At 39.5% G+C, this 13,679-nt stretch carries 15 protein-coding genes and 1 riboswitch; of the genes, 2 read left to right on the top strand and 13 right to left on the bottom strand.

Annotation, left to right across the window (positions count from 1 at the left end; all coding sequences use genetic code 11):
• Nucleotides 1-15: 15 nt before the first annotated feature.
• From menC to N1I86_RS03305, 3 genes are all read right to left on the bottom strand, one after another.
• Nucleotides 16-1,119 (bottom strand): o-succinylbenzoate synthase, encoded by a 1,104-nt coding sequence (gene menC, locus N1I86_RS03295; RefSeq protein ID WP_003355026.1) that lies wholly within the window; start codon nucleotides 1,117-1,119, stop codon nucleotides 16-18.
• A gap of 110 nt (nucleotides 1,120-1,229) precedes the next feature.
• Nucleotides 1,230-1,373, bottom strand: coding sequence for a hypothetical protein (locus tag N1I86_RS03300; RefSeq protein ID WP_341094928.1), 144 nt, complete (start codon nucleotides 1,371-1,373; stop codon nucleotides 1,230-1,232).
• Nucleotides 1,374-1,559: 186 nt separating this feature from the next.
• The gene (locus tag N1I86_RS03305; protein WP_341094930.1) at nucleotides 1,560-2,708 is read right to left on the bottom strand and encodes a M20 peptidase aminoacylase family protein; all 1,149 of its coding nucleotides are present in this window, start codon (nucleotides 2,706-2,708) and stop codon (nucleotides 1,560-1,562) included.
• A gap of 689 nt (nucleotides 2,709-3,397) precedes the next feature.
• On the opposite strand from N1I86_RS03305, the gene N1I86_RS03310 reads away from it, so the two are divergent.
• Nucleotides 3,398-4,075 (top strand): protein-glutamine gamma-glutamyltransferase, encoded by a 678-nt coding sequence (locus N1I86_RS03310; protein WP_341094932.1) that lies wholly within the window; start codon nucleotides 3,398-3,400, stop codon nucleotides 4,073-4,075.
• A gap of 84 nt (nucleotides 4,076-4,159) precedes the next feature.
• Here N1I86_RS03310 and N1I86_RS03315 read toward each other — a convergent pair whose 3' ends face one another.
• Nucleotides 4,160-5,272 (bottom strand): RNA-guided endonuclease TnpB family protein, encoded by a 1,113-nt coding sequence (locus N1I86_RS03315; RefSeq protein ID WP_003353982.1) that lies wholly within the window; start codon nucleotides 5,270-5,272, stop codon nucleotides 4,160-4,162.
• 87 nt (nucleotides 5,273-5,359) lie between these two features.
• On the opposite strand from N1I86_RS03315, the gene N1I86_RS03320 reads away from it, so the two are divergent.
• Nucleotides 5,360-5,500 (top strand): ribbon-helix-helix protein, CopG family, encoded by a 141-nt coding sequence (locus N1I86_RS03320; protein ID WP_003352379.1) that lies wholly within the window; start codon nucleotides 5,360-5,362, stop codon nucleotides 5,498-5,500.
• Between the two features lie 590 nt (nucleotides 5,501-6,090).
• Here N1I86_RS03320 and N1I86_RS03325 read toward each other — a convergent pair.
• The 9 genes from N1I86_RS03325 to N1I86_RS03365 all read right to left on the bottom strand — a co-directional run bounded on the left by N1I86_RS03325 (nucleotide 6,091) and on the right by N1I86_RS03365 (nucleotide 13,673).
• Nucleotides 6,091-6,291 carry a cold-shock protein gene (locus N1I86_RS03325; RefSeq protein WP_003355029.1) on the bottom strand — a complete coding sequence of 67 codons (201 nt, stop codon included), beginning with the start codon at nucleotides 6,289-6,291 and terminating at the stop codon, nucleotides 6,091-6,093.
• A 192-nt stretch (nucleotides 6,292-6,483) separates the two neighbouring features.
• Complete coding sequence (locus tag N1I86_RS03330) at nucleotides 6,484-7,473, bottom strand: sucrase ferredoxin (RefSeq protein ID WP_341094936.1); 990 nt, start codon at nucleotides 7,471-7,473, stop codon at nucleotides 6,484-6,486.
• A 329-nt stretch (nucleotides 7,474-7,802) separates the two neighbouring features.
• Nucleotides 7,803-9,053, bottom strand: coding sequence for a right-handed parallel beta-helix repeat-containing protein (locus N1I86_RS03335; RefSeq protein WP_341094938.1), 1,251 nt, complete (start codon nucleotides 9,051-9,053; stop codon nucleotides 7,803-7,805).
• Between the two features lie 238 nt (nucleotides 9,054-9,291).
• A complete protein-coding gene (locus N1I86_RS03340; RefSeq protein ID WP_341094940.1) occupies nucleotides 9,292-9,957 on the bottom strand; it encodes a haloacid dehalogenase type II in 666 nt (221 codons plus the stop codon).
• Nucleotides 9,958-10,100: 143 nt separating this feature from the next.
• Nucleotides 10,101-10,598, bottom strand: a complete 498-nt coding sequence (gene queF, locus N1I86_RS03345) for a preQ(1) synthase (protein WP_003354275.1) — start codon at nucleotides 10,596-10,598, stop codon at nucleotides 10,101-10,103.
• 30 nt (nucleotides 10,599-10,628) lie between these two features.
• Entirely contained in the window at nucleotides 10,629-11,357 is a 729-nt protein-coding gene (queE, locus tag N1I86_RS03350) for a 7-carboxy-7-deazaguanine synthase QueE (protein ID WP_327797637.1), read from the bottom strand.
• A gap of 1 nt (nucleotide 11,358) precedes the next feature.
• Complete coding sequence (gene queD / locus N1I86_RS03355) at nucleotides 11,359-11,790, bottom strand: 6-carboxytetrahydropterin synthase QueD (protein ID WP_341094943.1); 432 nt, start codon at nucleotides 11,788-11,790, stop codon at nucleotides 11,359-11,361.
• A complete protein-coding gene (gene queC / locus N1I86_RS03360) occupies nucleotides 11,790-12,455 on the bottom strand; it encodes a 7-cyano-7-deazaguanine synthase QueC (protein WP_003354272.1) in 666 nt (221 codons plus the stop codon). Before queC ends, queD begins: the two co-directional genes overlap by 1 nt.
• Before the next feature lie 290 nt (nucleotides 12,456-12,745).
• A riboswitch (PreQ1 riboswitch) is annotated at nucleotides 12,746-12,789 on the bottom strand.
• A gap of 212 nt (nucleotides 12,790-13,001) precedes the next feature.
• Nucleotides 13,002-13,673, bottom strand: coding sequence for a type 1 glutamine amidotransferase domain-containing protein (locus tag N1I86_RS03365; RefSeq protein ID WP_341094946.1), 672 nt, complete (start codon nucleotides 13,671-13,673; stop codon nucleotides 13,002-13,004).
• Nucleotides 13,674-13,679 lie beyond the last annotated feature (6 nt).

Genomic DNA, 13,679 nt, shown 5'->3' on the forward strand with positions numbered 1-13,679 from the left:
TTTTTCTAACATCCATTAAAAAACTTTTTGGTGGCAAGTAAAAGAATCAATCGCTTCGAAATCTGGCTCATAGCCAATCCCAGGTTTTTCAGGGACATGAATCCATCCATTCTCGACGGTCACCTCCGGTTGAATGATATCACGTTCCCAATAATGAGATGAGGCAGCCGTATCCCCTGGCAAAGTAAATTGATCTAGAGTAGTGATGGCAACGTTATGGGCGCGGCCGATTCCTGCTTCAAGCATTCCTCCACACCAAAGCGGAATGTGATGTTCTTTGCAAAAATCGTGAATTTTGATAGACTCTCCTAATCCGCCAACGCGGCCGATTTTCAGATTAATAATTTGACAACTTCCAAGTTCAACAGCTTTTCTTACATCTTCAAGACTATGAATGCTTTCGTCCAAACATATCGGCGTTTTCAGTTCCTTTTGAACCAACGCATGATCGACGATATCATCGTGGGCCAACGGCTGCTCTATCATCATTAAATGAAAGTCATCCAATTGTTTCAATAACGGAACATCTTCCAAACGATAAGCAGAGTTGGCATCGGCCATCAAAGGGAGCTGCGGAAAATAATGACGGATTTGTCTGATCACTTCTACATCCCAGCCAGGTTTGATTTTCACTTTCACTCTTTTATATCCTTGTTCCACATAGTTTTTGATCATTTCCAGCAAATCATCGATGGATTTTTGAATGCCAAGGCTGATACCAACCTCTATTTGTCGCTTTTTCCCCCCAATCACTTGGTAAAGCGGTTTGTTTAAGCGCTTTGCATATAAATCCCAAATGGCCGTTTCAATAGCGGATTTTGCCATATAATTCCCGCGAATCGGCTGAAATATCGAATTTACTTCATGTGGATGAGAAATCTCCCGCCCCTTTATCAGGGGGATTAAAAAATCTTCCAAAATGTGCCAGTTGGTTTGGAACGTTTCTTCAGTATAGGTAGGTGCGCTAAAGGCAACGGATTCCCCCCAGCCTATATTCCCGCTCTCATCTTGCACCTCAACTAAAATGAAATCTTTCATTTGGATGGTGCCAAAACTGGTGACAAAAGGAAGTTTCATTTTCATTTTCATATGGCGCATGCTTATTTTTTCAATAATCATACAAGTCATCCCCTTCTATATCGTTGCACATTCGGAACCAGCAGGTAAATTGAACTGATTCTTTTGCCATTCTTACAAATTTCATTACAACCATTCCCGACTGAACATAATTAAATTAACAAGTCTTGTTTGATGACAATTTCTGCACCAATGATTTTCTTCAGCTCATGACCGCTTAGGATCGCTCGATATAGCAAATTGTAATGGTTAGGTGAATAAACAGAGATCCAACCATCATCGTAAAATCCTATCAATTATTTCCCAGGAAAAAACAGAAACGGTCCTATTTCGTTGCCACATTAAAGATACTGAAAAACACGTCCATTCAAAAAGTTTGACAGGTATACCGATATTCCGTTGATGAATAAGCTTTCATCACTATTTTGGGCCCGTTGTCGGATTGTGAGTTTATTAGAAACGATCGATTTTCATTATACCATTCATCCGGCCTTGTCCTTATCCGACAGTTCGAACGTGCGCATCACTGCATTAGCCAATATTTCGATACCGGTAAAGATTGCTTCCGTTTGAAAGGTCATGTTTGGATGATGAAGCCCCGGACGCAGATCGCAGCCAAGTCCGAGCATCGTAGCTTTTAAATCTGGTTTATGGAAAGTATAATGATGAAAATCCTCGCCCCCCGTTGTCAGCATGCCAGGAGCCAGCGCTTCTTCTCCCAATGTTTGGACAATCGCTTTGGACATGATTCTTTCTGCTTCCGGATGGATGGAAGCAGCTTTCACATCGGCTTCCATTTTAGCGTGGATCTTAACGCCAAATTGAATTTCTAATGATTGGAATATTTTCGATACACGTTCCATTAGCTGCTGCATAGCCTCGTTCGTTTGTGCTCTAATATCCATTCGAAAAGAAGCTTTTCCTGGAATGAGGTTTGCCGCTTCCCCGCCGGCATGAAAACTTGTTAACTTCACAGAATAAGGGATTCTGGGATCGAAATGAATTTGATTCAAAGCGTTAACCAAAGCGGCTCCAACTTCAATGGCATTTTGCCCTAAATGAGGCCTGGCGGCATGAGCATCTTCTCCGTGAATCTTGCCTTGAAGAAATGCTGATGCGCCATGTTTGATACTTGGTGAAGCCTGACCAAAGCGAAGTTCTTGAATAGGCCGCAAATGAATGCCGTATAAATAGTTCAAGCTATCAATAACGCCTTTTTCAATCATTTTCAGCGCCCCGGTACCTTTTTCTTCTGCAGGCTGAAAGAGAAACATCAACTTTCCGGGAGGACTATAGTTTATTTTTTTGAACAAAAGCATCACGCCAAGAACAATGGCCATATGGGCATCATGGCCGCATGAATGATTGGCTTGCCATATTCCGTCTTTTTCTTGCCATAAAGCATCCATATCGCTTCTGACCCCGACACATATTTCGTTTTTCCCTTGGCCGAATTCTACCACAACTCCTGTACAATCCGTAAACGTTTTTGGTTGATAGCCGAATGTTTTCAGCTGTTCAGCAATAAAGCGTGTCGTTCCAAACTCATGCCAGCTTTTTTCCGGATGATGATGGAAATAGTCAAACAGCTGGTGAACAACAGGCTTTAAAACCTCCAATTCTTTTTTCACGTCCACACCTTCTCCCTATGCGAATCATCATTTTATCATTTAAGCATCCATCCGATTTTAAAACGTATCTATATGTTTTTCTCCCGATACTTTGTTTAGAATGCGAGTGCACAAACGATTTTTTATAAAAACAAACTATTATGCGTCTTTTCCAGCGCCGAAAATCCATGATTTCCTGTTTTCTTTTATCTTATGGTCCATCAAGATTTATTCTTCTCATACAGCTTCTTTAATTCTATGTACAAGAAAATTTTTGAATTTTCCCAAAATAGGAAACGGATTTTTTTCAAAGAGCTTCTTCACTCAGAACCTTGTTCAGGTTGGAATCAATTATTTCTTTCGTTTTTCACCTATTGATGAATTCATTCGTCATCCTAGCCTTTCGGATTTTCCAAACGATCTCTTTTGCTTGATTGAATGTATTAGAAATCAAATTTTTCCAATTTTCAAAATCATCCTTTCGTCATTCTGCCTAAATCATTTGAAAACGAGCATTAAATATTGTTACACATCCTTTTTAAAAGATAGTGCCCCGATATATCAACATTTTAAGGTTATTTTCAGATTTATTAAAACTTTTCCACCGAAACAAATTTTATCATTATTCTTCGATCATTCATATAAATAATTAAACTATATATATGCAGTATAGCGATTTTCCGATTCTCTAAAACGAGGAGAGGTTATGATTGATCATTATTAATCAAAAATTAGAAGATTTCAGCCAAATGGATCTGGGGACTTTATCCAATGAAGCATCTACAATCCTTCAATTAATGGGGAAACACAGTACGGTTTATGAGTATGAAACAAAGGAGCAACTTGAATTTGAACTTGCGATTAGACTTCAAATCATTCAAGCGGCTAAACGGTTGTATAAAAGCGGTGTCCATTTTGCCACTTTTAGTACATCTAAATGCAACGAAAAATATTGGACGCTTACCGAAAAAGGCGCTTTTGCCCTCAAACCTAATGTTTTGCCCCAAACTGCGATTGAAGACATCTTCCGTAACGGCAGAAAGTATGCTTTTGAATGTGCTACAGCCATGGTGATCGTCTTTTATAAAGCAGTTTTGGAAATCATTGATAAAGAACAGTTTAATCTCCTTTTTTCAAATCTTTATCTATACGATTGGCAATATGACCAAGATCTTGATCTCCGCAGTCATAAAGGAACGGATTTTTTACCCGGAGATTGCGTTTATTTTATCAATCCTGATCATGATCCTAATACTCCGGAATGGCAAGGAGAAAATGCGATCGTATTGGATGAACGTCTCTATTATGCACATGGAATCGGGATTACAACCAGGCAAAGAATCATTGATATAGTGAACTACCCTCCACTTATCAACCTTACGGTTTGATTGAAGTGGGGGCTTCTCGGGTAATCCCGTCTAATGACAGAAAATTGACCGAGCTAACCCTCTCGTTCCGAAAGTTATTATTCTTTATGCTAATAAGCGTAATCCCTCATTTTTGATATTGATTGCTGAATTGTGATCGCGATCTAATACAAAGCCGCAAGAACATTTATATACACGTTCAGATAATGGCATTTCTTTTTCCTTGCCGCAACATGAACACTTCTTAGTGGAGGGAAACCACTTATCAATTTTCACAAGTTGTTTCCCCTGTTCTTTTAGCTTATACGCTAAGAAAGTAGTGAACATCCCCCAGCCGTTATCATGAACGCTTTTTCCAAAGTTGAGGGCTTGAGACATGCCTTTCATGTCTAAGTCCTCAATAATCACAGCGTCATAGTTTGTTGCTAATTCTTTTGACTTATGATGAAGAAAGTTTCTGCGCTGATTCGCTGTCTTTTCATGTAGCTTAGCCACTTTCAGGTGTTGTTTTTCCCATCTTGCAGAACCTTTCTTTCTTCGAGAAAGAATTCGTTGTGCTTTTGCTAATTTATCTAAGGCTTGCCGATAGTAACGTGGGTAATTGGCTTTCTTACCCTGTTCACTCTCGACATATAGACCATCCATAGCAAAATCCAAACCAACAACTTTCTGTATTTTAACTGGACGAATATCTTTCTCATATTCTGTCAAAATTGAAATGTAGTATTTGCCTGTCTTTGTTTTAGAAATAGTGCAAGATTTGATTTTATAATCAGCAGGTATCTCTCTATGCTGTTTCATTTTTATTGGCTTTTTGATTTTTGGCAGTTTGATATGACCATTTTCTAGCTTAATATTTCCGTTGACCATATTAGTTGTATAGGATTGTTTTGCTTTACGATTTTTGAACTTTGGAAAATCCGCATTTCCTTCAAAGAAATTCTTATAAGCAGTCTGTAAGTTCATTTGTGCATTTGCCAAAGCTAAAGAATCCACTTCTTTTAGGAATGGAAATTCACTTTTATATTTTGCAGGGGTCGGAAACTTTTGCTTTTTAAGCAATTCTTTATCATCCTTGAACTTTTCATACGTTTCTTTGCGTTCAGCTAACATCTTATTGTAGACAAAGCGAACACAACCAAATGTCTTAGCTAATAATGCGGATTGTTCTTTGTTTGGTAACAAACGAAACTTGAAAGCTTTGTTTTGCTTGGCCATATCAATTCACCTCACTTTGTGCGGAAAAATTTCGTATATATTGATTATACCGTAAAAAATCCGTACAATCAATATGAGGTGATAATCATGAGAGAAGAGAAAGAACGTGTAGAAATTCGTATGCCTAAGACGATATTAGAAAAATTGGAGCAATATCAAAAAGAAAATGGGATTCCAACTAGAACAGCCGCAATCTTAGAATTGTTGAGAAAGGGATTGGAAAAATAACTTTGGCTAAAGCCAACCGAAATTCATCTCCCACCTACTCATTGGTGCTATTCGCACCTTCACATTCCTAGAGGATGGGAGACTTCTTTCGGAAAGACGTTAAATACTAAAAGAAAGCAAAATCCCAATCAATCCGCTTTTTTAACCAATCAAATCACTCGCCTGAATTTTCGGTCTTTACTTCCTTACAAACCAAAAATAAATCGTGATCATCACCACGTGCACCAGCATTCCAGCCTTTTTTCCAATCTAATCATTTCTAAAATAGGTTCGAAAACTTATCTTTTATAATTTTTTATTACAACTGTCCAAAACTCTTCATTGTTGATTTCGGAAAGGAGTTGGGTTCCCGGCCAAAATTTCGAATGGATGGCAAGCGGTCGATCAAACTCATGACTTTGGATGAGATGTGGACATTGATTTAAACGGAAAAGAATCAGGTTGACCTCATTTTGTTACGGTTAGATGATCACTTCAGAGTGGTTTGGTTGATGCTAAACGGCGAAAGAATCGGTTTTTCATTCAGGCTATAAATCCTTTTCATTGAAAAGGGGGTGACTATAACGAAGTCACCCCCTGATTCATTCTCATTATAGTTTGACGACATGTTCTGCCTGAGGTCCACGATTTCCTTGAACCACTTCAAACTCCACTTGTTGTCCTTCTTCCAACGTCTTATATCCTTCTCCTTGAATGGCGCTGTAATGAACAAATACATCGGATCCACTATCAGATTCGATAAATCCGTATCCTTTTTCAGCATTAAACCATTTAACAGTGCCTCGTTCCATATTAAAACCTCCAACATATAAATTCATTCTTTATTTAGTTTCTCCAAAAAAAGAAAAAACATTCACTTATCCATAAAATATTCTTTTTCTGCCAAAAAAAGGCCCTACATCGATTACGGAACAAACGGAATCGTCGCAATCAATGTAGGACCGCAAATGAACCGTGCTCTCCACGGCTCCTATTGAAACGGATTAATGATTCATTTTATCCAATCGAGTCGTTCTATATTGTTTCACATCGCTCGGTTCTGCCCCGCATCCCCAAACTTTGATCGTTCTTTCAATTTTTACATCAGCTTCATAAGTTCCTTGCTGTTGGCCGTCTGGTGAATGATAATCAATTCGTACCCGAGCCGTATTCTCGCTTTTTTCAACGATCTTCGACTGTTTCATCATTTCTATCCAATCCCAGCCCATTTTCAAAAAGGCTTCCCGCTCTGCTGCTTGTTCAAATGGAGAAATAACTCCCCAGCCTCGGTAAGAACCGGCTAGATCAGAAAATGCACCTTTCCGGAACAATAGAGCATCCAGTTGATTTGGATTCAAATGGCCCCAGTAGCGTCCTTCCGGCAAGTCCAGCAATGTCGGCGCATAGCGATGGCCTCCCAAATGACTGGAACGCCATACGCGTAAACGAGAATCAGGATTTAATGAAAGACGTTCCTGAATTTCCTTATACAGTTCGTAGCCAAACTTTCCACAGCACCGATCGCGGCTGCCTTGTGTACATAAAAACAGCTCTCTAATATGGGATGAAGGCTGCAAGTACTCATCAAATTTCTCTAAAGAAGCAGGATTGGCTAAAAAACCTCGCACCAACTCGTGAACTTTTTGACTCGGAAGCAAATATTCCCGTTTTTCATAATGAGCCAAAAAAGAGTCCGGTCGTTCAAACAAAAAGACGCGCGAATACCCATCAGGAGAAGGGAGAGTATCCGAATGAAACGCTAAAAACCGGAAACTTTTTTCTTGCTCTTCCGCCTCTTTTAATACCTCCAACAATTTTTCATTCATTTTTGGGGACTGTTCTACTTTTTTTGTCCATGGAAATGGCGTTTCCACCAAAATATAGCGCTGATGAACCGGAGCTGAACCGATTGGATCAATTCCATTGGTCTTGGCTACGATGGAACAATAGTCATGTAGATCTGCTTCTTTATGGTTTGTTTTTGTTTCTAACATCCTTTGCATCGTCTCCTTGCTTTTCAACTTAATCGCCTTTTTCTTCATCCACTTGAATATTCTTTCTTCCTATCATTAGTTTAATGATAGGGGGATGTAACTTGCAAATGTATGGCCCCGTTTTTTCTTAATGATATGTGAGAATCTTAATTATGAACAAAAAAATCTTCATGATCACAAAACAAAAACACCGTCCAGCGTACGAACTGTGAAAAAATAAAGTCTTATCAAGAAACCGTAACTATTCATTCCGGACAAAAAAAAGTTCTACTTACTACCACTTAACCCGAATTCTAATTATGAAATAATGCCTTGCAGTTTTTTAAACTTTATTGTGATCTTTGGTCCGAAATGGTTGCATGATTATTTTCGGCACTTAAGGCAGCCAAATCATCGTATGGTGGTCCTGTTGTGGTTCCAGCTAGCAATACAATATCAAACTCATTTGCCGGGATACCCCATGAATTACCATTAAATGTCATGAACGCCCGATCCACCAAAAAACCACCTTTTGTACTATAAACCACGTTATTATTCATAGCACCCGTTACATTTGGATTGATATAAATACCTGTCCGCAGCGAATAAAACGTATTATTTTCAACTATCAAATTCGTTACACTGACCTGAGGCACTACTGCTCGATTCACTACCCAGTCAGACATTGGCAATGCTTGTGGGGGACCGAATATTGTGTTATTCATCAACCTTGTATTCGTGCCGGCAACTTGGATGAATTCTTTCTGGTAAGGAATATCACTCGTTATGGTTAAACCATCAATCGTCGTATTATTCGATAAAATTAACAACGGAATAAGATCAGCCTGCAATACAAGCAGTGTTTCTGACTCGCCTTTTAAAGTAATTCCTTCCTTATTGACGGCAATTTGAGTGGTGATAGGGTATGTCCCACGTAGTATATGGACCGTTCCTCCTGGATTTACGGCTGCAATCCCTTCTGCAATGCTACCAAATGGATTCGCTCTGCTTCCATTTCCATCAACTGAGCCTGCAAGAACAAATATATTGTTTGAATCTACAATTTGATCTATTGCCTGATTAAGAGCTTCTTGTACACTTGCCACGGTAGGATATCCTGAAACGGGTCGATTCATTAACACTGTTTCGGCTGCTTGATCTTTTTGTGCCTCTGTTAGGTTGTTGTATGCTGTAAGATCAAGTCCCAATTGTGGATTTTCAAGAGCAGCCCGCATCTCAGCCACTGTTAGAGCATTATTTACTGCCTCTAGACTGCTGTTGCTCCCAGATAAGACGTAATCGGTTAGTTCCTTTGTGATTGTAATCACATCATTAGTATTAAGAAGACTATCAAGTTCACTTCCAACTACGGTTACAAATTGAATTTTGCTATAAAGATCTCCTGCAAAAATAGTAAACAAAGAAATTCCGTTCAGAAAAGAGTTTTGAGCGTTCCCAAAGGCAACGACCTCTGTTTCTCCCGGATCAAGTACAAAAGAAACCGTCCCATCTTGACTTACCGGGTCATTTCCTTCACGAATAAAGAGAGTGACTTGTAAAGTGGCTAGGCTTGTATTTACAAATGTTTTTGTACCTGCCATCTTATTTCCCTTTCTTGCTTAATTGATCAAATATATTACTCATAAATTAGATAAAAATACCAACTGCTTATTAAGAAAGACAGATTTTTATTGTCTTCAGTTCATCATATGTACAAGCTGGTCAAAGAGTGAAAACAAAATAGCCCTTTTTTAAAAAGGGCGCAATGGATTCTATTGGGATTTTTCAAAAAAGCCAGTTTTAAAAAGAACACATTTAAAAAAAGGTGCCTACTATTCTTTATATCCATTCCAAAATACCGGTTAAATCTTCATATATTGCATCCGGATATAATTCCAGTTCTTCTATCGGCAATTTGTTCCGATTTATCCAAGCGGTATGAAAACCAAAGTTTTTTGCACCGGAGATATCCCAACCATTTGAGGAAATGAACAATACTTCTTCTCGTGAAACTTTTAGCGTATGTAATGCATGATCATAGGCGGCTGGAGTTGGTTTATATTGTTTTACTTCATCAACGTTGACGACATCATCAAAAAGTTCGCCAAATAGAGAATGATCGATCAATGGATCTAGCATATCATGCGACCCATTTGAAAACACAGCCAGAGTCTTGTTCCGTAATTGAAGCAAAACTTCATGGACTTCGGGAAAAGGAGTAAGATGCAAATAAGCTTCCATTAAAAATTCCTCAATTTCAGACGATATGCTCTGTTCATTTTCTTTCAGGGCATAGCGAAGAGCATCTTTTGTTATTTTCCAAAAAGAGCGATATGTTCCCATGAGTTGATGTAAAAACGAGTATTCGACTTGCTTTTTCCGCCAAGCCTGGCTAATAGCCTCACCTTTTCCAGGATATAAAGTTTCCGTTGCTTCTTTTACAGAATGTACATCAAAAAGAGTGCCATATACATCAAATACAAATGCTTTTATGGATTTTGACATTTTTTCTCCCCCCTTTAAAAAATAATAAACTTAATATTCTGAAATTCAAAACCACTATTTGAAATTTTATGATAAAAAAGCAGCCGCATCACAGCGGAATTCATTAAAAAACCCTCTGCGGAGCTTCCGCAGAGAGCGAAATATTAGCGATTGTCGATTTTTTCAGGATATAAATCGTGATTCATTAAACGATATTCAGCCATTTTTTCATATTTTGTACCGGGACGTCCGTAATTGACATACGGATCGATCGAGATTCCGCCTCGCGGAGTGAATTTTCCCCAAACCTCAATATAACGCGGATCCATGACATCGATTAAATCGTTCATAATGATATTCACGCAATCCTCATGAAAATCTCCGTGATTACGAAAACTAAATAAATAGAGCTTCAACGATTTGCTTTCGACCATTTTTTTGTCAGGAATATAACTAATATAGATTGTGGCAAAATCCGGCTGGCCCGTTTTTGGACACAAGCTTGTGAATTCCGGGCAATTGAATTTTACAAAATAATCACGGTTCGGATGTTTGTTGTCAAATACTTCGAGAACCTCTGGCGCGTAGTCGAATATATATTTTGTTCCTTGATTGCCTAACAACGTGACTCCTTGCAATTCTTCCTCATTTCTTCCTGCCATTTCGGCTTCCTCCTTTTCTACTTTTTTTGTTTAAACCCCTCGTTTATTTCCCCATAAAAGAGTATGGAGCTGCGGCAGTGCCCGAACATCATTCATTTCAGCCGATGCAGAAATTTTTTCTACAAGCCATTTCATTTTTGTTAATAAATGCTTAATCAACTGATCATCATCGGTCGTAGCTGGATCGTCATTTCCTACTTGGACAAAAAAAGGAACAGAGGGGTAGCGTTGATGGACGGAGACAGCATAATCAAAATCACGATCATCAAATATGACCACTTTTAAACTAAAAGTTTGGTGGTTTTTCGCTTGAAGCTTTTTCACGATGTCATCCAGCACGAAAAAATTGGTTTTCATCCCTGAACTAGGAGGCTTCGGTGAAATCGTTAAATCATCGATTTGCCAAAACCAATCTTGCCAGCGGCTCCCTTGCGTTTCAAGACCTATACGGATTCCTTCCTCTTTCAGCAAATCAATGAATTCTGAAAGGCCAGAGATGAGCGCCGGGTTGCCTCCGGAAATCGTCACATGACTGAAACAATCACCGCCCAGTTGTTTGAGTTCCTTCCATATTTCCTCCGCCGTCATTTGTCGAATGTCTGCTTTTGCCGATCCGTCCCACGTAAAAGCAGAATCGCACCAACTGCATGAATAGTCGCAGCCGGCCGTTCGGACAAACATTGTTTTTTGACCGATTACGCTGCCTTCTCCTTGAATGGTCGGGCCGAATATTTCTAATACAGGCACCTTCTTAGCCATATTACTTCCCTCTCTTCGGCCGATAAACTACATAACTGGTCGGTGTTTCGCGCAAGAACACCTGCAAGCATTTTGGCTTGTTCGGCAATGTGTCCAAATAAGCTTGTATCATTTCGTATATTTTTCGTGCCACTACTTCGGTGGAAGGAAAGTTTTCAGGCTGTTTTTCACTGAACATTTGGTGATCATTCAAAAGTGTATGGTCAAATGGATCCGAAACAATTTTTTTCAACGCTTGAAAGTTCACCAAAAATCCGGAATCATCCAACTCCTCGCCTGCAACCGTTATATTGACAAAATACGTATGGCCGTGTACATTGCGGCACGGTCCTGCATCTGGATGAGGAATGAAATGAGCGGCTGCAAATTGTAGATCTTTGTTTAATTCATACGTATAATCATGCTGCACTTGCGGATAAATTTGTTGGAGCATTACTTACTACCCCCGTTCTTTTTGGATAAATATTCGTCCAATCCCCGCTTCCGTAGTTTGCAGGCCGGGCAATGGCCGCATCCGTCAGCCATAATACCGTTATAGCAAGTTAACGTATTTTCACGGACATATTCGAGCGCTCCCAACTGATCGGCAAGTTCCCAAGTTTGTGCTTTATTCAGCCACATCAGCGGGGTGTGAATGACAAATTCGTAGTCCATTGCTAAGTTAAGCGTCACATTTAAGGATTTGATAAAAACGTCCCGGCAATCAGGATAGCCGGAAAAATCCGTTTCACAAACCCCTGTGATAATATGGCGAGCCCCCGATTGCTTTGCCAGTACCGCTGCAAATGATAGAAATAATAAATTTCGGCCGTCCACAAAAGTGGTTGGGAGTTCCCCCTCTTTTTGCTCAATCTCAATCTCTTTACGAGTCAGTGCATTAGGAGCGAGCTGATTCAATAAAGACATATCCAGCACTGTGTGCTTCACTCCAAGATCATGAGCAATCGTTTTTGCCACTTCTATCTCTTTTCGGTGACGTTGTCCGTAATCAAAAGTCACCGCTTGAACTTCTTGAAAATTTTTCAAAGCCCAAAATAAGCATGTTGTGCTATCTTGTCCTCCGCTGAATACCACAACCGCTTTTTCCTCATTCAACATGATCTTCACCTTTTCTTATATAAATTGTCATTATTGAATTCTTTCTCCATTCGAACAAGGCCTTCCGGGTCCACGAAGTCCATTATTGAGCAATCGTCAACATAATAAAAAAGATTGCGCAGAAAAATGACGCAACCTCCCCCATCCATCAGCAAAGAAACAAACAGCTGACTGCCGCTTTTAAAATCAAATCAAATAAAAAGCATCTTTCCATTTCGTACGAACTAAAGGGAAACGTGCTTTAACAGACATGCAAAAACGGCAGCCCGGACATTGTTTCCTGGCTGGATGTCTCCTTAGTTTTTTATAGAGGGAGTTCGCGAACCTCTCCCGTGCGTTATGCACGGATTTCTTATGGAGTTGTTCAAATGATCATTCATCATTCTGATTGTTTACTATAGCATATTTTTATAAATTCGACTACCATCAGGATTCATTCAATTATTTGTCTTTTTTTCCATTCACAAAGAAAACACACCGTTCCAACAAAACGAACGGTGTGAAAAATCGTAAATTCAACTTCTATTTAGAACAGTTTCAGGTCTGTTATTCCGGATTTTCAATCGCTTCAATCACTTTTTCAGCCGTGCTTTTGCTGGATTGTGGATTTTGTCCTGTTACCAAATTTCCGTCGCGGACAGAGAAATCGGACCACTTTTCACCTGAAACAAAGTTCGCCCCTTTTTCACGCAGCTTGGATTCCAGTAAAAATGGCATATGTCTGTCCAGCTGCGTTTCCCTTTCTTCCTCATTCGTAAAAGCGGCTACTTTTTTCTCTTTCACTAATGGAGTACCGTCTTTATAGGTGACGTTGACAAGCCCCGCCGGACCATGGCAAACAGCGCCAATGACTCTTCCATCTTCGGCGAATTGCTGCAATACATATTGCAACGTTTCATTATCCGGAAAATCAAACATGGTGCCATGCCCTCCAGGGAGGAACACTGCATCAAATCCAGCGGCATCTTCTTTGCTTAATTTCGCCGTGTTTTTTAATTCTTTTTCCGCTTCAACCCAATCCGGATTTTTTTCTTTTATGCTATTTGGATCAAGAGGAACTTCTCCGCCGTTAATGCTCGTTACTTTGACATCATATCCTTTTTCCTTAAAGGTCAAATAAGGCACCGCAAACTCTTCCAGCCAAAGTCCCGTCTTGTGATCATCCGTAATCGTTGTATGGTTCGTCACAACCATGAGAATACGTTTATTGTTCGCCATTTGATG

Source organism: Bacillus sp. FSL W8-0116 (assembly GCF_038003825.1).
Lineage (GTDB): Bacteria > Bacillota > Bacilli > Bacillales > DSM-4216 > Bacillus_O > Bacillus_O smithii.